Source organism: Segetibacter koreensis DSM 18137, from assembly GCF_000374045.1.
In the GTDB taxonomy this organism is placed as follows: Bacteria; Bacteroidota; Bacteroidia; order Chitinophagales; family Chitinophagaceae; genus Segetibacter; species Segetibacter koreensis.
In genome coordinates this window covers 1-24,045 of sequence record NZ_KB893329.1, presented here as the reverse complement: position 1 = coordinate 24,045, position 24,045 = coordinate 1, and the positions used below count along the sequence as shown (strand labels likewise).

At 39.1% G+C, this 24,045-nt stretch carries 23 protein-coding genes and 1 tRNA gene; 19 read left to right on the top strand and 5 right to left on the bottom strand.

Going from position 1 to position 24,045, the window contains the following annotated elements; genetic code table 11:
* Positions 1-3 precede the first annotated feature (3 nt).
* Complete coding sequence (gene dapF, locus B154_RS0114230; RefSeq protein WP_018614927.1) at positions 4-783, bottom strand: diaminopimelate epimerase; 780 nt, start codon at positions 781-783, stop codon at positions 4-6.
* Positions 784-788: 5 nt separating this feature from the next.
* Complete coding sequence (locus tag B154_RS0114225; RefSeq protein WP_018614926.1) at positions 789-1,664, bottom strand: nucleoside phosphorylase; 876 nt, start codon at positions 1,662-1,664, stop codon at positions 789-791.
* 318 nt (positions 1,665-1,982) lie between these two features.
* Between B154_RS0114225 and B154_RS0114220 the strand changes: the two genes are divergently transcribed.
* The 15 genes from B154_RS0114220 to B154_RS0114140 all read left to right on the top strand — a co-directional run bounded on the left by B154_RS0114220 (position 1,983) and on the right by B154_RS0114140 (position 18,509).
* Positions 1,983-2,053, top strand: a tRNA-Cys gene (locus tag B154_RS0114220).
* Between the two features lie 181 nt (positions 2,054-2,234).
* On the top strand, positions 2,235-3,590 hold the full coding sequence (locus B154_RS0114215; protein WP_018614925.1) for a site-specific integrase: 1,356 nt from the start codon (positions 2,235-2,237) through the stop codon (positions 3,588-3,590).
* A gap of 307 nt (positions 3,591-3,897) precedes the next feature.
* Complete coding sequence (locus B154_RS28625) at positions 3,898-4,506, top strand: RNA polymerase sigma-70 factor (RefSeq protein ID WP_018614924.1); 609 nt, start codon at positions 3,898-3,900, stop codon at positions 4,504-4,506.
* A 62-nt stretch (positions 4,507-4,568) separates the two neighbouring features.
* Positions 4,569-5,732, top strand: coding sequence for a FecR family protein (locus tag B154_RS0114205; protein ID WP_018614923.1), 1,164 nt, complete (start codon positions 4,569-4,571; stop codon positions 5,730-5,732).
* Between the two features lie 212 nt (positions 5,733-5,944).
* The gene (locus B154_RS0114200) at positions 5,945-9,016 is read left to right on the top strand and encodes a SusC/RagA family TonB-linked outer membrane protein (RefSeq protein WP_018614922.1); all 3,072 of its coding nucleotides are present in this window, start codon (positions 5,945-5,947) and stop codon (positions 9,014-9,016) included.
* Between the two features lie 18 nt (positions 9,017-9,034).
* Positions 9,035-10,600 (top strand): RagB/SusD family nutrient uptake outer membrane protein, encoded by a 1,566-nt coding sequence (locus tag B154_RS0114195; RefSeq protein WP_018614921.1) that lies wholly within the window; start codon positions 9,035-9,037, stop codon positions 10,598-10,600.
* Between the two features lie 23 nt (positions 10,601-10,623).
* Entirely contained in the window at positions 10,624-11,931 is a 1,308-nt protein-coding gene (locus B154_RS0114190; RefSeq protein ID WP_018614920.1) for a Gfo/Idh/MocA family protein, read from the top strand.
* A 21-nt stretch (positions 11,932-11,952) separates the two neighbouring features.
* Positions 11,953-12,666, top strand: coding sequence for a 3-keto-disaccharide hydrolase (locus B154_RS0114185; RefSeq protein WP_018614919.1), 714 nt, complete (start codon positions 11,953-11,955; stop codon positions 12,664-12,666).
* Entirely contained in the window at positions 12,663-13,265 is a 603-nt protein-coding gene (locus B154_RS0114180) for a 3-keto-disaccharide hydrolase (protein ID WP_018614918.1), read from the top strand. The genes B154_RS0114185 and B154_RS0114180 overlap by 4 nt, the downstream gene beginning before the upstream one ends.
* Positions 13,265-14,224, top strand: a complete 960-nt coding sequence (locus B154_RS0114175) for a formylglycine-generating enzyme family protein (protein ID WP_018614917.1) — start codon at positions 13,265-13,267, stop codon at positions 14,222-14,224. Before B154_RS0114180 ends, B154_RS0114175 begins: the two co-directional genes overlap by 1 nt.
* Positions 14,225-15,471: 1,247 nt before the next feature.
* A complete protein-coding gene (locus tag B154_RS0114160; RefSeq protein WP_018614914.1) occupies positions 15,472-15,762 on the top strand; it encodes a helix-turn-helix domain-containing protein in 291 nt (96 codons plus the stop codon).
* Between the two features lie 98 nt (positions 15,763-15,860).
* Complete coding sequence (locus B154_RS0114155) at positions 15,861-16,169, top strand: hypothetical protein (protein ID WP_157580763.1); 309 nt, start codon at positions 15,861-15,863, stop codon at positions 16,167-16,169.
* Between the two features lie 428 nt (positions 16,170-16,597).
* A complete protein-coding gene (locus B154_RS28620; RefSeq protein ID WP_018614912.1) occupies positions 16,598-16,954 on the top strand; it encodes a plasmid mobilization protein in 357 nt (118 codons plus the stop codon).
* Positions 16,947-17,903 carry a relaxase/mobilization nuclease domain-containing protein gene (locus B154_RS0114145; protein WP_018614911.1) on the top strand — a complete coding sequence of 319 codons (957 nt, stop codon included), beginning with the start codon at positions 16,947-16,949 and terminating at the stop codon, positions 17,901-17,903. Before B154_RS28620 ends, B154_RS0114145 begins: the two co-directional genes overlap by 8 nt.
* Positions 17,904-17,921: 18 nt before the next feature.
* Complete coding sequence (locus B154_RS0114140; RefSeq protein ID WP_018614910.1) at positions 17,922-18,509, top strand: hypothetical protein; 588 nt, start codon at positions 17,922-17,924, stop codon at positions 18,507-18,509.
* A 134-nt stretch (positions 18,510-18,643) separates the two neighbouring features.
* Here B154_RS0114140 and B154_RS0114135 read toward each other — a convergent pair whose 3' ends face one another.
* The 3 genes from B154_RS0114135 to B154_RS0114125 form a co-directional block, all read right to left on the bottom strand.
* Positions 18,644-18,970 carry a hypothetical protein gene (locus B154_RS0114135; RefSeq protein ID WP_018614909.1) on the bottom strand — a complete coding sequence of 109 codons (327 nt, stop codon included), beginning with the start codon at positions 18,968-18,970 and terminating at the stop codon, positions 18,644-18,646.
* The gene (locus B154_RS0114130) at positions 18,957-19,268 is read right to left on the bottom strand and encodes a hypothetical protein (RefSeq protein ID WP_018614908.1); all 312 of its coding nucleotides are present in this window, start codon (positions 19,266-19,268) and stop codon (positions 18,957-18,959) included. The genes B154_RS0114135 and B154_RS0114130 overlap by 14 nt, the downstream gene beginning before the upstream one ends.
* A gap of 263 nt (positions 19,269-19,531) precedes the next feature.
* Positions 19,532-21,244, bottom strand: coding sequence for an FAD-dependent oxidoreductase (locus B154_RS0114125; protein ID WP_018614907.1), 1,713 nt, complete (start codon positions 21,242-21,244; stop codon positions 19,532-19,534).
* 424 nt (positions 21,245-21,668) lie between these two features.
* On the opposite strand from B154_RS0114125, the gene B154_RS0114115 reads away from it, so the two are divergent.
* The 4 genes from B154_RS0114115 to B154_RS0114100 form a co-directional block, all read left to right on the top strand.
* A complete protein-coding gene (locus B154_RS0114115) occupies positions 21,669-22,145 on the top strand; it encodes a hypothetical protein (protein ID WP_018614905.1) in 477 nt (158 codons plus the stop codon).
* 124 nt (positions 22,146-22,269) lie between these two features.
* Positions 22,270-22,518 (top strand): DJ-1/PfpI family protein, encoded by a 249-nt coding sequence (locus tag B154_RS31440; protein WP_083934964.1) that lies wholly within the window; start codon positions 22,270-22,272, stop codon positions 22,516-22,518.
* A 350-nt stretch (positions 22,519-22,868) separates the two neighbouring features.
* On the top strand, positions 22,869-23,360 hold the full coding sequence (locus B154_RS0114105; protein ID WP_018614903.1) for a DinB family protein: 492 nt from the start codon (positions 22,869-22,871) through the stop codon (positions 23,358-23,360).
* A 499-nt stretch (positions 23,361-23,859) separates the two neighbouring features.
* Positions 23,860-24,045 (top strand): transposase (locus B154_RS0114100; RefSeq protein WP_018614902.1); only part of this gene is annotated, 186 nt, incomplete at its 3' end.

Below are 24,045 nucleotides of genomic sequence, written 5' to 3'. Positions count from 1 at the left end.
AATTTATTTTAGTTCTATCTCCCCTTTAAAAACATAAGTGGCAGGCCCGCAAAGCCATATATTGTTGTACTTATTATCTTCCTTTTCAAACTCAACTGCAAGACGACCTCCGCGAGTTTGCACCTCTACCCTATTAAATCCCTGTTCATTATGAGCCAAAACCAACGCCGCTGCGGTTACGCCTGTGCCACAACTTAATGTTTCATTTTCCACGCCTCTTTCGTAAGTACGTACAATAATACCTTCATCTTCAGATTGTGCAAAATTCACATTGATACCTTTCGCTCTAAAGTCTTTGCTGTACCTGATATCTTTCCCTTCTTCAAATACATTAAAATGTCGAACATCGCTTACTATTTTTACATAATGCGGAGAGCCGGTGTCTAAGATAGAATCACCCTTATAAGGCTCAATTTTACCTACATCCGTCATCTTTAATTGCACCCAACCGTGCTCACCAAAAAACGCTTCATGTGGTCCGTCAACAGCAAAAAAACGATAGTTCATTAAATGTATACCCCTATCGTAAGCAAATTTTACCAGGCACCGGCCTCCGTTGCCGCACATGCTGCTTTCACCACCATCAGCGTTATAGTACGTCATTCCAAAATCATAACCAGGAGTAACGTTAAGCATCATCAGGCCGTCTGCACCGATACCAAAATGGCGGTCACACATAAATTTCACTTGCGCTTTCGTTAAATGATTATACTCATTAGCACGATTATCTAAAATGACGAAATCATTACCTGTGCCTTCATATTTATAAAACTGTATTTTCATCTTTATTAAATACTTGAAATAATATTTAAAGCTTTTTTAATCATATTTTCAACCGCAGCATTTCCGTCTTTACTAAACTCTTTATTGATTCTGTTGGCAACAATAGCACTTAAACTTAAACACTGGTGGCCAAGCAGTTTGCCCAATCCGTAGATAGCGCTTGTCTCCATTTCAAAATTAGTAATTCTATGTTGGCCAAACGTAAATCCCGATAGTCTGTCAATCAAATCAGGATTGGTAAGGCCGAGGCGCAAAACCCGTCCCTGGGGGCCGTAAAAACCGGGACAGGTTATGGTTATTCCATGATAAAAGCCATTCACAAAATGCTTTAAAATTCCACCAGCGGCTGTACTAATATACGGATGAGAAAAGTTGCTGCTGATCTGTGTATGCGCTACAAATTGCTGAATGATCTGCATTTCTTCATCATTATTATCGTGTCGGTAGTAGTTCAGCAAATTATCAATTCCTAAGCCATGGGTAGAAGCCACAACACTATCAACAGGGATATCGGCCTGCAAAGAGCCGGCAGTACCCAGCCGGATGATGGTAAGATGCGTAAGGTTTTGCTTAATTATTCTTGTATCAAAATCGATATTTACCAGTGCATCGAGTTCATTTAAAACAATATCAATATTATCTGGCCCTATTCCCGTTGACACAACAGATATTCTTTTATTTCCAATGTTTCCTGTATGCGTAATAAATTCACGATGCTGACATTTACATTCAATGGAATCAAAGTATTTGCTTACTTCCACAACACGCGCGGGGTCACCAACGGTAATTACAGTGTGGGCGATCTCCTCAGGTCTTACATTCAAATGATAGATAGCCCCCCTGCTGTTAATAATCAATTCACTTTCGGCAATTTTTCCCATTTTTTCCTTTATATGTTAAGCCCGTTTACTTCCCATTGTTTTATAATTATTAAACCATCATTGAATCACTCCGCATCATTGTTGCGACGCTCCGTTCAACTGCATCTCTTATAGCAAATTGTTATAAGATTTTAATCAAAAACAAATGTTTTAAGCAAAAATAGGCAGATAAATATTATTAAGATTTTCAATTTTGAATTTAGCCGCTGCCCCTCAGAAAGATTTTTATGAGAAAAAGAAAGCAATAAATCATTTAAAATAAAAACTTTCAATTTTCATTTTAAACGATTTGCCCTATTTTCGCGTCCGCAGTAAAAAGGTCCTGTGGCCGAGTGGCTAGGCAGAGCTCTGCAAAAGCTTCCACAGCGGTTCGAATCCGCTCGGGACCTCTGAAGTAAGGATTACAGAAATGTGATCCTTACTTATTTTTACTCATCTTTACTTTTACTCCTTGATTTTCAAAATGTTATAACACTTTCGGTCACTTTCGGGTTACTAACTTTATAAGGGCTTATTTCACTAAAAACATATAGTTAATCGAGTAATTAATCGAGTAAAAATTTAGCCTCTATGAAGTTTCCTATTAAACCCATCTGCGATGAGCGCTTTATTCGTAAAGATGGAACCAGTTTTATTTATATTCAATACTGCTATAGTGCTCATAGCCGCACTTTATTGAATACAAAAATCCTCATCCCTCCTATTTATTGGAATCAGAAGAAAGAATGTGTTTCAGAAAAGTTGCCGGAGAAATTCGGGCAAGCAGACGAGATAAACTTTGAATTGAAGCAAATGATGCGAACTGTTGAAGATCTGATCGTGTATGGAACTAAAAAGGACGTTCCTCATATTGGAAAATTTATCAAGAAAACGTTCACACCTCAGTTCAAGATTTCAGTTGCAGAGAAAGTCGACCTAAATAAGCAGGGAGCGGTGGACATCAACATATTCGATCAGATCGATGAATATATCAAGTCTAAAGAAAAGAAAGTCTGCAAAGACATGCCGCGCATCTATCGAAACATGAAAGATCATCTTAGAGCTTTTGAGGAATTCCGAAAAAAACCAATAACCTTCGATTCGCTTGATCTTAATTTTTATGAAGAGTTCGTTGACTTCCTGATGTTTGAGTATGTGCAACGGCGAAGAAACGATACGGTTGTAGGATTAAAAGTAAACACTATTGGTAAGACGATAAAGCAGTTTCGCACCTTCTTACGAAATCGGATGCGAAAAAGAATTATAGCACCGATAGATATGGATGGGTGGACGATTTTAGAGGAGGAAGTTGATGCAGTATACCTAAGTATGAATGAGATTAATTCGATTTATAATCTTGACCTGTCTACCTATCCTCATCTTGTCAACTATCGCAATGACTTTGTTTTAGGATGCCTAACTGGCCTTCGGTTCTCTGATTTTTCCGAGCTAATGAAAGACGATGTGAGAAAGGACATGCTTTATAAAAAGCAAAATAAATCAGAACATTGGGTAGTAATTCCACTGAGGGATGAAGCTTTAAAAATCTTAAATACCAGGTTTGATAGCAATGTTAACGTGCTAACCAATGGAGACTTCAACAAACATATCAAGACAATTGCAAAAATGGCAGGTATTACAGGTCCAATTAAATTTTCCCACAAAAAGCACGGTAAAGACGCTATTGAAACAAAACCAAAGCACGAATGGATTACTTCTCATACCTGTCGCCGGTCTTTTTGCACAAATGAATTTTTAGCAGGAACCCCAGTGGAATTAATAATGAAAATCAGTGGACATAAAAGTGTAAAAGACTTCTATAAATATATAAGGATTACTTCGGAGGAAGCCGGACAAAAAATCAAAGACTTATGGAAAAGCAGAGGTGGAACGAAAGCGTTCAATGATCAAAAAGAAGATTACTCCTTGATCCAATCCACGTTTTAGGGCATTCTTTTTATGTGTTTGACAGTCGGTGAAAGGGAAAAAATATTAGGTCCTTTATTATCCCTTTTCACTGACAAGATTAACCTACAGACAAATCGACAAAAGTAGCATCTGCTAGCAAGTGACGTTTAAAGAATAAAGAAGCAGATGAAGGGCAGGGACGGTCTACTCTATCTCCACTATTATTATATATATATTAGTATTTCCGTTAGGAAAGAAGATGGTTATTATTAAAAAAAAATACTTTTTGAAATTACTGTCAGAAGTTATATAAATTGTAGAAGAATTTCCGAATAAAAAATTATTAATGTTGGAACCCATGCTTCCGCAGAAATTGTTTGATGACACAAAGGTGACACCTTCAGGGAGCCCAAGCCTTGACAATTCGACATTTGAAGTAATTTTTAAAGAAAGTTTTTCCAGCCTTTGTGTATACTGTCAATTTAAGTTTGGCTTTGATCTGGATCAGGCTAAAGAAGTAGTTCACATCGCATTTATTAAATTATGGGAAAACCGGGAGACAATTTCACACGATTTATCCATAAAGTCTTATCTATATAAAATAATAACCAATGTTAGCTACGATTTGTTTCGCCACGATAAGGTGAAACAAAAACATGAAAACCATGTATTTCAAAACTTACCCCTCGGTTATAATAAGAATGAATATAATAAGATCGAATTTAAGGAGTTGACAAACAATATTGATAGGGCTGTTTCAGAATTGCCATTTCAAATGAGACAAGTGTTTGAGTTGAGCCGGTACGAAGGTTTGAAATATTCTGAAATATCTTCTAGATTATCTATTTCAGTAAAAACTGTGGAAACACAAATGAGTCGTGCTTTAGCTAAGTTAAGGTGTAAATTAAGCCATTACCTCCCGCTCTATCTTCTTGTCACAGTTGTGTTTTTTTAGCGCAAATATTTTTTGTTTTGTTGTAGGGGTAAAGCTTTCTCTAATCGTATACATTATAACAGATGGGCAGTAATAATTATCTAGATGAATTAATAGTTTCTTATCTATCGAAAGAGTTGAATACTGAAGAAGAGGCCTTCGTTCTGGAATGGATAAATTCAAGTCAGGAAAACAAGCAATATTTTAAAGAACTAAGGACTTTCTGGGAGTTACTTGCTGCAAACCAAACAGTAAAAGAAATAAATATTGACCAAGAGTGGGATCACTTTAAGCAGGCAATAGATTCAAAACACCAAGATATAGCCATTGTCGAGAACGGGGCCGTGGGTAACGAAGCCGTAGAAGAAGAAGAAAAAGTTTATAGAAGATCAAAAAGTTATAATTTTTTTATTTCAACTAGTGTTGCCGCTTCAGTGCTTGTACTAATTGCTTTAGGGTGGAGATTGATTAATAATAATGCGACTTTAGAGAAACCGGTCACAGAAGTTAACGGAAAAATGGATTCTGAGGCTCCTTATATTCGAGATCGGATTAACACAACTGATAGGCCTCAACAATTGGTTTTACAAGATGGATCTGAAGTGAAATTATACAGTAATAGCATGATAAGTTATCATGAGCCCTTTATTGACAATAAGCGGAACATTACTTTGACAGGTAAGGCAGATTTTAAAGTGGCAAAAGATAAAACAAAACCATTTACAGTATTTAGCGGGGATATTTCAACAACAGCTTTAGGTACCCGGTTTACGGTTACAGCTTTTAAGAAGGATAAAAGTATTACGGTGCGGTTATACGAGGGTAAAGTGGCGGTAGGATCAGTTGATACTGCGAAAACAAAGCTGAAGGATGAATACTATTTATTGCCAGGGCAAGAGTTGATATATAACAACAGGGCAAGTACGGTAAAAGTCAGAAGTTTCCGGGGAAATACAAGAACTGTTAATAGTAAGAAGGACAATTCTTCTGCTGATATCCTCACCATTCCTAACCATGATAAGGGGTCATGGTTTATGTTTAATAACCAATCTTTGGAAAGGGTATTTGACGAGTTAGGAAATATTTATGAAGTAGACATTAAGTATAATAAGAGAGATGTTTACAATAGGTATTTTATAGGCAAGTTTGATAGAAGAGATCCTGTAGAGAATATTATAAGGCAGATAGCAGCTTTAAACAATTTGAAAGTTATTAAAAAGGATAACAAATTTATTATCACCAAATAGTTTTAAAAAGCAAATAATTGTTTCAGTTCATTTTATTTAAAAATTTTTAAAATATTGTTCGTACCCCTAAACCAAACAAATTATATGTAAAGTTCCTACTCTACCACTTATCTTTTTTGTCTTCTTGTTCCGGTTTTCTTGATTCTCCCATTTAAAAGCGCACTAGCTTTTATCTGATAGCTAATATAATTTTTACATAAAAAAATTCTTTCATGAAATTTAATCTACTAAGATTCAGGGGTGACTCTATTGCCCTAATGTTCCTGGCTTTTATTCTGCTTTCATTTCATTTAAAAGCACAGCGAAGTACAAGTTTAGTAAAAGGAGTTGTTCAAAATAATAGTAATGAGCCGATCCCCGGTGTTTCAGTCGTCATCAAAAACACAAATACAAATTTCACTTCCGGAACAAGTACAGATAGTTCCGGTGTTTTTACTTTTCCCCGGATCTCTTCAGGTGGACCATATAGTTTCACTTTTTCTGCCGTCGGCTATGAGCCGCAAACTTTAGCCGGCTATAATATAAAAAATTCAGCAACACTTTCTTTAGCTATTAAAATGACTTCAACTGCTGCCTCACTGGACCAGGTAGTAGTTGTCGGTTACGGCACCCAGAAGAAAGTGAATTTAACGGGTTCAGTTTCTTCTATTTCCGGAAAAGCTTTAACAGACCACCCTGTCTCCAATACAGCTTTGGCGCTGCAGGGAATGGCACCGGGGCTGAGCGTCGTAAACCGTGGTGGTGCTGCGGGAGCAGATGATGTAACAATAAGAATTCGGGGTACTGGTACACTCAATACTTCTGATCCATTAGTATTAATAGATGGAGTTCCGGGGTCACTGTCAAGCGTTGCGCCAAGTGAAATAGAATCTATTTCGGTGTTGAAAGACGCGGCATCCGCATCAATTTACGGATCTAGGGCAGGAAATGGGGTTGTTTTGGTTACCACTAAAAGAGGGGTAAAAGAAGGTGTATCGGTATCTTATGACAATTCTTTCGGATTACAATCAAAAACCTTTTGGCCCAAATCTGCTTCTGCTGGCGATTATCTCAGATTAGCTAATGAAGCCTACGAAAACGCCGGCCTTCCAATTCCCTATAGTGATGAGTGGATCAGGAATGCTGAGGCTGGCACCGAACCTTTAAAATATCCATTTTTCAACTTTATTCCTGAGGTCTTCAACGACCATGCTTTTCAGCAGAGCCACTCTTTAAGTGTATCCAGCGGCGGAAAAAGTGGTAAAATTATGGTAGCCATGAATTACCTCAACCAGGACGGTATTGTGAGGAATCATAATTACGAGCGTTATAATATACGCATCAACTCCGATCTATATATCACGAAAAAACTCAGCCTAAGTTCAGACCTGATGTATAGGAGACGTAATTACAAAGGAGTTGGAAGAACACCACAACAAATATTGCAAAGCATCCTCAACTCAAAGCAGTCGGTCGTTGGCGAATACCCCAATGGATCATATGATCTTGTTGGAGGCCTGCGCAATGCCAGGGCCATTATTAATAAATCGGGATCGGATAATAGGAACAGTGATGATTTAGTAGGTACCCTTGGACTGAAATACGATGTGGTAAACGGTCTGTCATTAAAAGGATACTTGTCTGTTAATAATACAGCAACAGAAAGCAGGCTGTTTCGCAACAAGTTGGAGATGAAAGATTATTATACGGGCCAGCCTGTTCCTGTAGGGGCGTTATGGGCTCAAAATTATTTACAGGATTCCAGAGATCGAACATTCCAACCGAATTATAAAGTTTATGCCGATTATAATAAAACCTTTAACAGCCACAACATCAAAGTGCTGCTTGGATATGATGAGATTCATAATAGTTACCGCAGTTTAGGTGCTAGCCGCGATAACTTTTACAGCAATGAAATCAGGGAGATGGATGCCGGTGATTCAAAAAACTGGACTAACTGGGGCAACTCATCTGAATGGAGGCTGCGCTCGTTTTTTGGCAGGTTGAATTATTCCTACGAGGGCAAGTATTTACTTGAGGCCAATTTACGTTACGATGGTTCTTCACGTTTTTCGATGGGTAAAAAATATGGCGCGTTCCCTTCATTCTCCGCTGGCTGGCGTGTAGATCAGGAGGAATTTCTTAAACATAATCGTGTAATAAGCAACCTTAAATTAAGAGGATCATGGGGAAAATTGGGTAACCAGGAAATACCTCTCTATAGAAACGTAGCCGTTTACAACTTGATCCAGGGCTATAATTTTAATAACAACATTGTTGTGGGAGCTGCTCAAACAATTGCGGCCAATCCAAACATTACATGGGAGGCTACAACAATGACAGATTTGGGGCTGGATTTGGACTTGCTAAAAGGAAAAATTTCTATAGTAGGAGATTATTATTGGAGGGTAACAAATAACATTCTATTTGCGTTGCCTATTGCCCCCAGCATCGGCATTGCAGCCCCAACACAAAACGCTGCCTCTGTTAGTAATAAAGGCTGGGAGCTATCCATAAATTATAATGGAAACAGAAGAAATAAGGATTTTAAATACACTATAGGGTTTAATATTTCTGATGTAATTAATAAGATAACTGACTTAAAAGGAACAGGCCCTTACTATCGGGATAAATTTAATATTTGGCAGGAAGGGTATTCTATCAACACTTTATACGGTTACAGGTCACTCGGCCTTTATCGTACAAAGGCAGACTTAGATAAATATCCTAAGCTGGATCAACAAGCTACCCTTGGGGATATTATATATGAAGATGTAAATAAAGATGGCCAGATCAATTCTGCTGACCGCGTAATCATCGGAAACATGGATCCAAGATTTCCGATAGGTTTCAATTTTGGAGCTACCTACAAAAATTTCGATTTTACCATGTTCTGGCAGGGGGTGCTGAAGGCACAAACTAATTTGGACGGTGCAATTATAGAAGGGCCGGACTGGGAAAACTTTACTACTGAAGATATGGCCAAGAACAGGTACCATGAAACCAGAAATCCTAACGGAACGATGCCAAGAGTCTCCTATGGTAACGCCTGGAACGGTGTAGTATCAGACTTCTGGCTGCAGGATACAAAATATGTCAGGCTAAAAAACTTTCAATTAGGGTATACGTTTTCTAAAACTGTCTCTGGTAAGCTGAGGATAAATCGACTAAGGATTTATATATCGGGGGAAAATCTATTAACCTTCACTCCAACTAAATGGGTTGACCCCGAAATTCCAGCCGGAAGACTTCAATATTATCCACAGAGTAAGGTAATGACCGCGGGCCTAAGTCTTAATTTTTAAAGTATTAAAAATAATAAAATGAAGAGCAAAATTGTTTATATATTTTTTATGTTTTGCACTGCTTTTTTAGGCGGATGTGAAAAATCTCTCGATCTTCTTCCGCCCGGAGCGATATCTGAAAAAATATTTTGGAAGCAGGAAAAAGACGCTATTCTAGGGGTGAATGCGATTTACAACGAATTGGATGATGTCAATATGGTCATAAATCTTGATGGTGTCTCAGATTTAGGATATGTCAGACATAGTTGGACAGATTTGTACAAATTAGGGATGGGTATTCACGATCCTCTCAATGCCGAAATAAGCGATACCTGGTCAGGATATTTTCGGGGCATACGTAAGGCAAATGACGTTATTAACAATGTTGATAAAATTTCCGATGCAGATCCGGAATTAATAAAAAGAGTGAAGGGCGAAGCAAGGTTTCTTCGCGCCTATTTCTATACCAACTTAACGAGTTTATGGGGAGATGTTCCATTATTGGTTAAGCCACTTGAAATTACGGAGCAGGTTGCAAAAGAAAAAAAATCAGTTATAGTTGACTTTATCAATGCTGAGTTGGATGAAATCATAAGCACGGATGCTTTGCCATTAGCATATGGCAGTACAGATATAGGACGTGCAACAAAAGGTGCTGCACTGGCTTTAAAAGCGCGCGTTTGCCTGCGCAACGGGTTATGGTCACAAGCTTCAGCAGCGGCAAAAGCGGTAATAGATTTAGGTATTTATTCCCTTCACCCCAACTACGGCGAATTGTTTATGTATGCCGGGGAAAATTCAAACGAAATCATCATGTCGAAGCAATTTGCCAAAGGCGGTTTAACACATACTGCTTTTGATTGGGGGCCTTATTCCATTGGCGGGTCTTCTGTTGTAGAACCTATACGCAATCTTTTTGAGAAGTATGAATATAAGGGCTTCAAAGACGCACAAGACCCATACAAAAATCTGGATCCCCGTTGGGGTTTTACCTGTTACTATCCCGGTTCGATTATACGAACAGAGAATGGAGCCCCGGTGATGTATAACTCTTATCCCTCTGGCAGCAATACGTCGATTGATAAAGTGAACACACAGGATAATACTTCATCACATGGTTGGAATTTGCGAAAGTATATTGACTATGACAATGATAAAAACAATCCTGATGAGGGGGCAATAGATTTAATCCTGATACGGTATGCAGATGTGCTTTTGATGTATGCAGAAGCAAAAATTGAACAAAATGAGATAGATCAATCTGTTTATAATGCGATAAACGCAGTTCGTGGAAGGCCAAGTGTAAGTATGCCACCAATAACCAGCGGAAAGTCGCAGGCTGAATTGAGAGAACTGGTTAGAAACGAACGGGCTGTAGAGTTAGCATTTGAAGGTCTGCGCTTATATGATCTATATAGGTGGAAAACCGGAGAGAAAAAAGCAGGCCTGGTGCAAGGTTTTGAATACAGGGACGAAGCAAGTGGCGCAAATAAGATATGGAGTATTGGTATAAACCGGCGTTTTCAGGAAAGAGATTATTTATGGCCAATTCCACAGAGAGAAATAGATTTAAACAAGAAAATGACCCAAAACACAGGTTGGTAGATAAGACACTAAAACATAACATTATGAATAAAAACAAAAACATTTTCGCGCCAAACCGCCGTTCATTTATAAGGAATTCAAGTCTTGCTTTAATCGGGAGCACCCTTACTTACAATACAGGTATTGCAGCACCATCTGGTGGTACAAGAAGAAATGTGCTTAAAGTAGGTTTAATTGGTTGCGGCGGAAGAGGAACGGGTGCGGCTGCCCAAGCTTTACAAGCTGACCCGGACGTAGTATTAACGGCTATGGGTGACGTTTTTGAAGACCGGTTAAATGAGGCTTATCAGGATATTATTAAGGTTGCCGGTGATAAGGTTAAAGTAAATAAGGAAAATAAGTTTATTGGCTTTGACGCGTATTTGAAAGTTATAGCATCTGGGGTTGATGTTGTGTTATTAGCTACTCCACCGGCCTTCAGACCCGATCATCTAACAGCAGCTATTAATGCAGGCAAACATGTTTTTTGCGAAAAACCGGTTGCTGTCGATGCGCCAGGAGTACGCAAAGTTTTAATGGCAGCAAAAAAAGCCAAAGAGAAGAACTTATCCCTTGTTTCTGGTTTTTGCTTTAGGTATGATTCATCAAACAGAGCAATTTTTGGCAAAATATTGAAAGGAGATGTTGGAGATATTAGAGCGGTATCCACGTTCCGGTATGGAGGTGAGTTGTGGACTAAACCACGCCAGCCGGATTGGACTGAAATGACATATCAGATGCGCAACTGGTACTATTACAACTGGCTGTCCGGAGATTTTATTGTTGAACAGGCAGTGCATAGTTTAGATATGATGTCCTGGGCTATGGGTGATCAGATGCCCGTTAAAGCAACCGGAACCGGCGGGCGGCAGGTACGGGTAGATGATATTTTCGGTAATATTTATGATCATTTTGCAATAGAATTTGAGTATGCAAATGGTGCTAAAGGATTCCATTCTACCCGCCAACAGGCAGGTACTTCAAACCGTAATACCGTTGAAGTAATGGGTACAGACGGAAATGCTTTGATAAACATTGGCCGAAATTATGAGATAACGGGTAAAAATGCCTGGAAATATTCGGGCCCTAAAAATAATATGTACCAAACGGAGCACGATGAACTTTTTGCCTCTATACGTAATGGAAAGCCGATGAACGATGGGGAATGGATGGCAAAAAGTACTATGTTGGCGATTTGGGCCCGAATGGCTGGTTATACCGGACAAACCATCAGTTGGGATCAGGCTATGAATTCCAATGAAACTTTAGGTCCGAAAACCGAGGATTATACATGGGATTTGAAGTGGAAGGTTCCTCCGGTTGCTAAGCCCGGCATCACAAAAATGAGTTAACACAATGTCTAAATAATTACAATGCTATCAATTAGAAAAACAGTTATTTTCCTATTTCTTCTTTTGTCCATTAATTCATTGCTGTACGCGCAGTCATCTCCAATTGTTTTTGGTACTGAACTACAGCTGAACGAAATGAAACCTGGAACAAAAAACAAACGAAACGGAGTTAATTGGATAAATGTGAATACCGATCCTGATACATGGAAAAAGGTTAAGGATCTCCTCATCTGCGCCGGGCATCCTATTGGTGTGATGCGATCTGAAAAGCAATATGAGAATTTTATCCTGGAGATCGAATGGATGCACATGGAAGCCGGCGGGAATTCTGGAGTTTTTGTATGGAGCGACGCAAACCCAAATGAGAAGTCACGTTTACCAGGAGGAGTAGAAGTACAAATGCTTGAACTGGACTGGGTTAATCAAAACATTCGGGATGGAGTAAAACCGCCAATAGCATATGTCCACGGTGAACTTTTTGGTGTAGGAGGCGTAGAAACAGTCCCCGATAACCCCAGGGGAACAAGAAGTAAGTCTATTGAGAATCTTTGCAAAGGAAAAGGTGAGTGGAATAAATATACAGTGGTGTGTGTGGATGGCGTAATCAAACTTTCGGTGAACGGCAAATTTGTGAATGGCCTAAGCAAGTCAACGGCAAAAAAAGGGTATCTGTGCCTGGAGTCAGAGGGTGCAGAAATTCATTTTCGTAATCTTAAAATCACAGAACTTCCATGAGAATTATATTAGTTATAGCGGCATTTGTTCTGTTGTCTGCTGCAGGATCTTCACAAAAATCAAAAAGCCTTTTTAATAAAAAAGACCTGTCAGGCTGGACAATTCATGGTACCGAAAAATGGTATGTTGATAAAGGAGAATTAGTGTGCGAAAGCGGACCCGATAAGAAATACGGATATTTAAGCACAAACGATTCATATAAAGACTTTGTGTTAGATCTTGATTTTAAGCAGGAGGCTAATGGCAACAGTGGTGTATTTATTCATTCGAGTATCGAGGGAGTAAATATAAATGGTTGGCAGGTTGAAGTGGCTCCACTAAATCTGCATACCGGAGGGATTTATGAATCGATGCCAGGTGGAAGACAATGGCTTATACAGCCTAAACCAGAAGATGAGGCGATGCTTAAACCCGGAAAGTGGAATCATCTGAAGATTAAATGTATTGGTAACAAAGTGACCAGCTGGCTTAACGGAAAGCAAATGGTTGAGCTTAAGGATGAAAAGATAGGATCACGCAACGGATTTATAGCGCTCCAAATTCATAGTGGGGGAGGTATTAAAGTACGATGGAAAAAAATACGAATTAAAGAATTGTAATGATGAAAATGAAAATAGTAAGCGTCTTCGTTGTATTAATAATAGCACCTTTCTTTATTTATTCCCAACAAGCTAATGTAAAGTCTTATACTCAGGAGCTGCGTAATGTCAGCAAAGGAATAGACATGATTGCTCTGCAGGGAGGGATATTTAAAATGGGCGATGTTAAAAATGGGCCGCCTATACAAGTTAAAGTAGATGCATTCTGGATTGGGAAATATGAAATACCGTGGGACGTATATGAACTTTTTGTTTATGAGTCGGGAGACGTAACTAAACAAGGCAAAAGCGACGGGAAAGCAGATGCAGTCACGCGGCCTTCTCCTCCCTATCTTGATATGACATTTGGAATGGGGAAAACCGGTTTTCCGGCAGTTGGAATGACACAGTATAATGCTATTCAATTTTGTAAATGGTTATACCTGAGAACAGGGGTTTTTTATAGATTACCGACAGAAGCTGAATGGGAATACGCTTGCAGGGCAGGAACAAAAAGCTCTTACTTCTTCGGTGATGCTGCCCCAGATTTAGAAAAATATGCTTGGTATAGCAAAAATAGCGACGGCAAAACTCATCCAATTGGAACTAAAGAGGCAAATGGCTGGGGGATTTACGATATGTACGGAAATGCTGCTGAATGGACTTACGATCAATACATTCCTGACTTTTATGCTCGGTTTAAAGGTAAAATAGCTGACAACCCTGTTGCCCTGCCTGAAAAGTTATATCCTATTTCTGTTCGCGGCGGTTCATTTAAAGATCCTGCAACAGAGCTGACATCGGGTACTAGGAGTGGGTCTGACCCCGCCTGGAAAGTGATGGATCCTCAAATTCCTAAAAGCAACTGGTGGTTTCCCGATGCTCCCTTTATTGGTGTGCGGATCGTTAGACCAGTTGTTCCACCCGAGAAAAAGGAAATTGATTTATATTATAATCGAAAACCAATAGGGGATTATTAATTTACATGGGTTGAGTAAGCAAGATTATTTGCCAATCAAAAGCAATTCGTCAAGAGCTATAGCTAATAACCTAAAAGGGGACTTGCCATCAATAGAATATCTGGAAAGAAAGCTCGAAAATGACTGAATAAGTCAAGTGCTCAAAAAAAGAGCCGCTTAATTTCTCGCTTGCCTCGTTTTGTATGGAAAATTTACAACTTTCGATAAAGGATAAGTGATGAAAGATTTAGTGAGCCGAATAGTCTCTTTTATGACATTTGATATGCCATTAAGGCTAATTATATTGATGTACAATTTTCAAGTACCCACCAATATTATGAGCAAGAGCTTTCCGGATGGAGTACGAATGCGACGAAACAGAAAGTAATCGCGGCCTATTGGATGAAGGAGGTATTACTACACTTTGCTCTCCTTTTTGCTCTGGCTTCTCTCATCCTGTTTTTAACGCCTACTTATTTCAATATGTTATTTTTACCCGTTGTTTTTGTTGGAGGGGTTGTGACGTTTTTCGTTATGCTCACTTTCGCCGCAATCCACACAGCACAACTATTTCCCCGTTTTCCACAATAATTTTCTTCCTTACCCGGAAACTGCAAAGGAAATGTTCGAGAGTAGTCATCTCAAACATTTAGAAAAAAGCCGACAGCAAAAATCCTCTTAAACTGCTTCATAGAAATCCCTCTTCTTACCAATTCTATAATAGCAAGTATATTTTGTCATCATCCGAATTGTAGGATATGAAAATGTGGGTGGGTCTGTTGTCACCAATATTCTCACCGTCAACAGGTTTTTTAGATTTGACTGTAGTAGTAGGCTTTTTTACACCAGCTCTTTTGCTAGCTCCTTTCACGCTAACTCTCATTTGTGCTCTTGTCTTTACCACTTCACACATAATAGCAATTTCAATTTAAAGATAATGAAAACTGTCGGAAAAATAATGCCGAATGTCGCATTACAAAAGGCAGTTGAAGATGCTGACTGCGGATCAAACAATCAAGTCAAATAACTTTTATTCGATGATCGAAAAGGAAAACACCGTCAGTAGAAGACCTCCGAAAATAGCTTAAGGACGAACAATTATGAAAGATTATCACCCTATATTTTCTGAGCAGTTATTAAAATTAACATCGGCTAGTTTGGATTACCTACAGGATTTAAGTTCCTTCAAAACAATGACCTGACTAAATTTTGAACAGGATAATTTCAAAGCAGCTATGTAGTTTTATCTTATTAAATTAAGATACGTGATGAAGGAAAATGGGAGTGCTGAAAAGGTTGTAACACCGATGTTATTCCCTTTCGAACCAGATCAGTTCTGGGAATTGATGCGGCAATTAATAAGAGAAGAAGTAAGCCATATTGAGAAACAAAAGCCAGATAATTCTGCCTTTGAAACTGCAGGAATGACTTACAAACCTCTTTATAAAATTGCTGAAGTCTGTTCCCTATTTCATGTTTCAAAACCTACTATTTATAAGTGGATCAAACATGGGAAGTTGAAGCCTTATAAAATCCGGTCCAGGGTTTATTTCTTTTGACAGGATATTCAGCAGTTGTTATCGCCAGAAAAAGAGGGACGATAAAAGGTTTTTTTTCCTTTCACCCGCACTTTAATCAACTCATTAAACTACTCACTATGGCAGACTTTAAAAGAAGGACATTGCTATTAAGCACAGGCAAGCAAATAAAATTATTTGGCACTAGTATAGCCATTGGAAAATCATTAGAGATAGGGGAAGGATATGCTCCCAATATATTTTCCTGCGCTAATGAACAATCAACTCCAAAACCAGCTACGGGTGTTGCTAACCCTTATCAACTAACCGCGGAAGAAATCGTGGAGGTTGCAGATTATAATATCCAGTTATGGATGGATCTTAAAGCAAATCTTCGTAAACATGGAGTGAATAGTTCTAAGATTTTTAACGAGGATGCAGTCCGTTAAAAGAACTTTTATCCCGAAAACTAATACTATGAATGTCACATTGGCCGGAACCAACAAGTTTTATTTTTTTAAAAATAACAGTGTTGTAGGATGACATTGGCCAATTGAAGCCAGATTGCGTTTTAGGAGGCATTGGCGCTATAAAAAGGCGTTAGATGCATTTGGGTCCAGGCAAAAGACATGGACCACCAGAAGGGGGTTAAAACCTCTATGGAGGTAAAATGGCAAGAGGATCTAATGTAGTAAGCTATAAAAATAAACTTTGAAAGACCACACAAACAAAAAGCAACTGCCCGCCCTAAAGATGGTATAAAATTAAGGCGAGCGGTGTTGTTGTCGAACAAAAAACCGGTTCGACCATCACGCTCGCCTTTTACTCCCGTTGGTCGCTAAAGGAAACAGTTTCAAAAACCAGAAAATGAAGTAAGATGGAAAAAGTGAGATCGCCTAAAAAGAAAGCTGGCAGACCAGCCAAAATGATCAAAAGAGAAATACGGGCATGCGTAAGATTTACCAAAACCGAATACTTTATCATCCGGCAAAAAGCTTCAAAAGCCGGAATAAAACCCTCTGCATATATACGTCAAATCGCGATAAATGAAGTGGTAATGACCAGGCTAAGTGAAGAGGAAAGGCAATTTGTCAGGCAACTTGTAGGAATGTCAAACAACCTGAATCAACTGGCAAAAAACAGCCATAAGGAAGGGATGCTTAAGACAATGGTCTACTTTGAAAATTACAGAAGCCAATTGGATGTCCTGCTACAAAAACTAAATCATGGTTAGCAAAGTCTTTTCCGGTCATTCTTTTTACCATGCCTGCCGCTATATAGTAAACAAACCTGGGGCTGAAGTTTTGGAATGTGAAGGAATACGAGTTCACGATTTTAGGGTAATGGCGGAGGATTTCCTGGTGCAGCAGCAAAGGAGACCAGGAAAACAAAAAGCCTGTTTTCACTGCTGTTTAAGTTTTTATCCCGGGGAAAAATTAAGCGACGAACACATGGCGAAGATTGCAAAAGAATATCTTAAAAAGTTTGGCGTCGTTGACACACAGTATGCCATTACAAAACATACAGACCGCAGACATCTTCATTTGCATATTGTTGCCAACATGGTTAATGATAATGGCAAGTCAATTTCAGATAGTTATTTAGGTTTACGGGGGAAAAAAATAGCCCAGCAGCTAACGCAACAATACGATCTTGTTCCGGCAATAAGTAAAAATCTTGACCTGACTAATTTCCCGGCGTTACGAAAATCTGAGGCAAATAAATACAAGGTTTATAACGAAATCATGGAGGCATTACCCTATTGCAATACGCTGCAGGACCTGGAAAAAAAGTTACAACAACGCGGCATAGAAGTGCAATATAAGTACAAGGGACAAACACAAGAAAAGCAGGGAATAAGTTTTAAAATACAAGACGATATTTTTAAAGGCAGCAAGGTAGACAGACAATTTTCTTTAGGTAACCTTGAAAAAACAATCGCATTAAATCAACAATTATTACATCTTAATGCCCCGGCAATAAACGGTACCCGCCACTATTCTTCAGCTTCTGCTGGCCAGCAATTGCAAAATATCCTCAAAAGTAAAATAAGTTCACGTACAGAAACGATTGCAGAAATACTGCTGAAACCCGAAGAAAACAAGACGCTAACTCCACAAGAATTATTAAAAGAACATCAACGCAAAAAGAAAAAATCTAAAAAAAGAGGGCTACATCGTTAAGGGTTAAAACAAAAAGTTATGAATGAACTATTAATGCATTCAATGATAGATAAAATGGATGCGGTTGAAAAGAAAATAGATCAGCTAATTGAAATGTTTAGGAATTTGCCCGACTATGGACAAGCATTTGTTGAGATACAAACAAGTGTAGAAAACCTTAGACACGATTTTCCAAAGATTACTTTTCCTGAAAAGGAAATGCGCGAACTATCACTAAACATGGTAACAAGCGCTGCAGTGTTTAAACAACCGGTCAAGCAAGAAATTATTCATCACCACCACGCCTCCAAACTTATTTGGATGACCGTCGCTTTGTTTTTATTGGCTTGCTTTATGACGAGTGGTTGGTACATTACAGCTAGTAACCTGGATTTATACAAAGCCAACGATACAAAATACCGTTACCTTAAGTTACAAAAAGATAAGAGTTTGGTGAAACTTTTAAGAATAACAGACAGCTTACATTTAGTGTATCCACAAATGAGAGACTCTGTAATCGCAGAAGAGGACCAACGCCAAAAAGATTTTGAAATGATGCAACAAGCAGTACAAATGGAAAATGAAGCAAGGGAAATAAAAAGGAAGATTGGCATCAAAAAGAGATGAGACAGAAATTTTTTATCGCGACTACCAGGCTTATAATACGGTACTGAGTCCCATTTTCACCTCGACATTTACTTTTTATGCCTGCAATTAACACTTCTCCTATTTAGCCATTTTAAAGCTTTTTTTAAATCCTGTTAGCGTGGAAAGATGTATTGAATGAAGCGCGAATAAGATTCCGGCCATCCATAATACTTATACCACAGCAAACCGGCATCTCGTCTTGAAACTTCTATAAAAGGTACAAACACATTAGTATTCAGGTGGGCGATCTTCCTGTCGAGGTATTTGAAATACTCGGGGTTGATCTTATCCATGTCAAGAAAATAATTTTCATAACCAGGCACTTTGCCGGGAAAGAAAAAAGGCCTGCCACCTTCATTATCCATGTTCTTTGCACTGCCTGTACCAAATTCCAGCCATGCAGAGCGCAAAGTTGTTTTAGCCGAATCATGCAACACCATATGGACGAACTATCATCGGTCTTCCAATTGGAAATGCAGCAATAACATTTACCCAGTTATAACCTTGTCCGTTACGGTAGCGTACATAATCTTTGAATCTGGCGGTTGGGCCGATAGGTCTTTCATTATCATCATCATATCCCGGACCCGACAGATCTACACAGACGGTAACATCCGTAAAAGGATTCTTATAAGAATTTGCAGCCTTAAAAGTAAGCTGCTGTGTCTCCCATACATGAATAGCAGGTGCAGCAAGAGCCACAAAATGGAAAGTAGTAAACACTAAAGCAAAAAGCAATCGATTTAGAAAATTGATTTAATCTCTATATTATTTAAGAAAACGACATTTAATTCAAAATAAAAGTTTTTTTTAAATACAAATTGAACCGGGTAATTTAAACTAAGTATTTTTTAAAGCTATTGCTCATGCTTACTTGAAATTTTAAAAGAGGATGTACGGCTATCAGCAAGTAAGGACGATTACTAAGAGTAAACAACCCATATCGGTAAATGCAATTAGGCCTATATCCCTTTTGAAAGTGACATCCCATTCAGCTTTCGTCATCCGGTCCATTCTATTTCAATGCCTTGTGATATTATCAGACTTTGGAAATCCTGCAATCTTACGGGTTTCTCAAGCACTTCCCGCGGGGTAATTTTTTTACTAATTGCAAACGCTGCTAATGATCCTACTGTCTCACCTATGTTCCACTCTACAGGATGCAGCCGGTAGCACCCGTTAGTAATATGGGTCGTACCAATGTTTTTATTGGCAGGAAGAAAGTTCTCCATTCGTTGAGGTATCAATGCGCCGAGCGGAATTTGAAATGGCAAGGAATCAAAATCAATATAATTCTGACCACGAGTTGTTGGATGCAGGTCAATATGGTAACTTCCTACCCCAACACTGTCTTTAAATACTGCTGCCTTTGCAGCCGATGCTTTTCCGGCTACCAAAATACGGTTCTCCACGCCTACATGTTCTTCTTTTACCGTGAAGACTGCTTTAATGCGTCGGCCTTCGCGAACGTATGGATATTTTGCCAGGCCATCTTCTGTTCCTATGACGTCTTTGCGCAAACGCAAACCCGGCCATCCCTGTCCACCATCAGGATGTGGGGCCTCGGTCTGTAACCAATACAGTAAAGACAAGCTCAATTGCTTTGCATTGTCCACTTGCCGCTTAAACTCTTCATTGCTTACACCAATCAGGTTTCCCAACAAATAGTCATTCTGCGGCCAATTAACACAGGTGATGTCGCTTCTATACTTTCCTTCAGTAAAATTGTTTCTATTGATAATGCGCCGGTAGTTCCATAAGTTAAGAGCCTCCCCCGTACTGATCCCTTCCGGGTGAAACCCAAGTTGCTTGGGCCTAAGTGTAGATGGCTGCGAATAGGCAAGGCTAAGCAGCTTTCCCGGCCATGGTGGCATTAGTTTCGGCACAAAGTTTTGCCAGAAATGATAGTCTTTTGGCTTGTCAATTGTATGATTTTCACCCTTTAGATAATCCATTGCAAAACAAACTGTGAAAGCTTGGTGGTTATCGGGATCAGCTTTTTGCGGTGCATGAAGTTCACCTGTATCTTTTACAGATTCTGTTCCTGTAACGAATTCCGTTCCTGTCAGTGGCAATACATCTCCTAATTCGGTTGCATCTGCAAAATACCTGGCCGACAATATTATTGTGGCGCCCGTTAGAGTATTAACTGCTTTTAATGAATTTACCTTGTCTCGCGTAACATCTGCTGCTACAATTTTATACTGGGTTAATAGAGTTAATTGTCCTGAGCTAATGTAAGGTAGCAGCATTGCTTCCAACACAGCTAAAGCCACCCGTGGCTCATGACATAATTTTGAAACTGCCCCATCACCAGGATTTAGATTTGCCCGTAAACGGACATTCATTGTCAATGGATAATTTCTGATATAAAACTGCCTTATCTCATTTCTTACATTTCTATACAGCTTGGTACACCCACGGGTCTCTATCCACTGATGTTCATCCGGTGGCACGCCTTGCTGTGTCAACTGGCCACCAATCCAATCCGTTTCCTCAGTTAATATTACGCTTATATTGTTTCGTAAGGCAGCCAATGCTGCAGCGCAACCACCTAAACCTCCTCCTGCTATTACCAGATCAGCAGATAGCTCATGGTCCCCGCTTATCTTTAATTGCTTTGAAGTAGCGCTTAATGAACTGCCAAATACAGAAGTATAAGCAACAGAACTTATTCCAAGACCAGTAAGTTGAATAAACCTTTTTCTATCCATTTATAAAAGTAGGGAATTAGAAATATTTATGAAGGTAACCAACATGTTGCGGATTTATAACCGTTGCTGACGGTTCCGATCGTTTTTAGGTAGCATTTTGTTCCGTGGGAGCCCTCCGGCTTTGCTTTCTTTCCGAAACGCAGTCGAATCATATGACAGCTTACAACCCGTGCTGCCTGAAAACAACCTCGCAAAATCTTTTAGGGTACAAGCTTAAGCAACTCTGATGGAATGTCGATGTGCCTTTCTGCCTACCGCTACTATTAAAGCTGACAATACCCTTTATAAGCAATGCCGCGAGCAAAAAGAAACCGGGGCAGGACTGGACTATGCATACGTAACCAGAAAAATGGAAAATTTATGATTTTCACCACACCATCTTCAGCTATTTTAGCGTTCCATCATTAAATAAAAGATCTAATTTATGAAAAGCATTTTCTTCGCTTGTTTCCTGATTGTTAGTAGTGTAGCCATTGCCCAGGATAAAACATGCAACCTATGGCTGGGGGAAGTATCTGAATCAACCAGCAACATTAAACAGTTAGTTGAAAAACACCTTGAGATACAAACTAAACTCTTGCCTGCCGAAGCTAACAATATCCAGGAAATGAGAGACAACAATGAGTTGACGCAGATCAAAATATGGCTAAAGCCCAAAAAGACGCTGGTTAGTGGCGCTATGACCACCGTTTATACCATCAGTTCTTTTAAAATCGTTACTCTCTCCGATAAAATAGATGAGCTCTACACTGCCCTTGTCAATAAGGTGCAGTCATGTACCACCGAAACCACAGCGATGAGCACCTTATTTGGAAATAATAAAATGTTTATAGAAAGAAACAGTGGGGGCTTTGGCAAAAAGGGGCTACCAATGTCTACGCTTACGGTTACTGCCAAATAATTGTGAGAAGTTGCGGTTTGCTTTATGTTAAGTGCAGCTTCTGTCACTTCCTTTGCGCTGAAACTAAGATAGTAACCAAAGAAAATTCAAGAAAGGAGGAAAGGCTCGTTCATTTCACCGTTCTCTGAGTAACCTTGACTATAGAATAGTTATCCTCACCGAAACAGGTTTTGAAGAGGTAGAACTTACTGAGCCGAAGAAGGCATTGGAACAGGCAGGAGCCATTGTTCATATTGTATCGCCCGAGAAAAAAGTCCGTGGTTTCAAAGAGCATAAAGAATGGACGGTCGAGCTGGATACGGATATTAACGTGAAGGACGCAAAGGAAGAAGGCTATGATGGGCTGATGATACCAGGATACCAGGCGCCGTAATTAACCCCGACCTGATGAGGGTTAAAAAAGACTGTAGAGTATGCCCGGTCATCCGAGAACAGAGCTAAGGCCTTTGACTTCCGAAACTATGGCTTCGTGTCATTCTTAATGTCTGAATTAGGATTTATAGAATTTAATCATGCAGGATTTTGTACCTTCCTATAAAAATCCTATCATCCCTTAATCTGTTTAATCCTAATTCAGACAGTATTTTTGTACCGGTGACAGCAACTCAGATTGATCATCCTTGCGTCGAACTTCGTTAATCAGCAGAATGTGAATTCGCTTTTCCACCTTGTGATATTGTCTAAAGTGCAGCAGTTCTTCATATACTTTCAATCTTTTTTTCGATGGAAAATTTATTACAAAAACAATATGGGCTGGTCAGGGATACAAGGCAACTGTTGCTGGATTTTTTAGAAAACGAGGTTAAAGAAGACGTTAACATACCTGTTCCCGCTTTAGATAATAAAACCATTAGTTATTTACTTAAGCACACTGCCTACTGCTATTTTTACTGGCTCGGTCACTACACACTACAACAGCCTTTTGATCCCTTAGAAAACCAGCAGCCTAAAACAATAGCGCTCCTCCGTCAGCACTTTACTCATGTCGACCACCTGGTAGCTTTCTTCCTGCATAACTTTGAAAATAAATGGGAAGTAGAAATAGACGGAACATTCTCCGGTAACCCCCAAGAGCATCCAACTCCTTTACAAATCCTGACTCACGTTATTACCCACGAGTTTCATCACAAGGGCCAAATAGTAAATATGTGTCGCATGTTAGGTCACATTCCACCCGATACTGACCTCAGCAATAGTTTTACGGTAAAGGTGTAAAAGGAAGCTATTGCATCAGGAAGATTATCTAAGTCAGCAAGCCATTTATCTTTTAGTTCAGTTAACATTCATCTTTGTTTGCTTTCCTTAACTTGAATGAAAAGAAAGTAACCAAAGAAAAATCAAGAAAAGCAAAGATTACCTCGCGTTTAATTGCAGAGAATTTGGACGGATGAGCTGAACCAAGTTTCGTCTCAAACTGCGGCTGGTTGCGCAGAAGTTCTGGCAATTGCAAGCGAGATATTCCTTTTCCTGTTCACTTTATTGGCAAAATGTCTATCCTATCAGGTACTTACTTTTAGGCAAATAAGAGAGTAGCCTCATTATAATGTAAGTTGTAATGAAAGTAATGACAGCTATAATCGGGATCTTGATGGCGGCAGAGCTAAACAGTTTATCAAATAAAGAATGAACTATTGACCTCCTCCCATACAACTGGACCAATCTAAATTAGAAAAATCGGGTAATTACTGATAGATTTAAGAGCAGATTAATTACCATGAAAAAATCAAAGTTTACCGAAGCTCAAATTGTTTTTGCCATTAAGCAATCAGAGACTGGAGTTAGTGTGGAAGAAGTATGCAGAAAGATGGGTATTACGCAAGCTACTTTCTACAACTGGAAGAAAAAATATGGTGGCTTAGGCATTAGCGAACTTCGCAGATTAAAGCAATTGGAAGAAGAA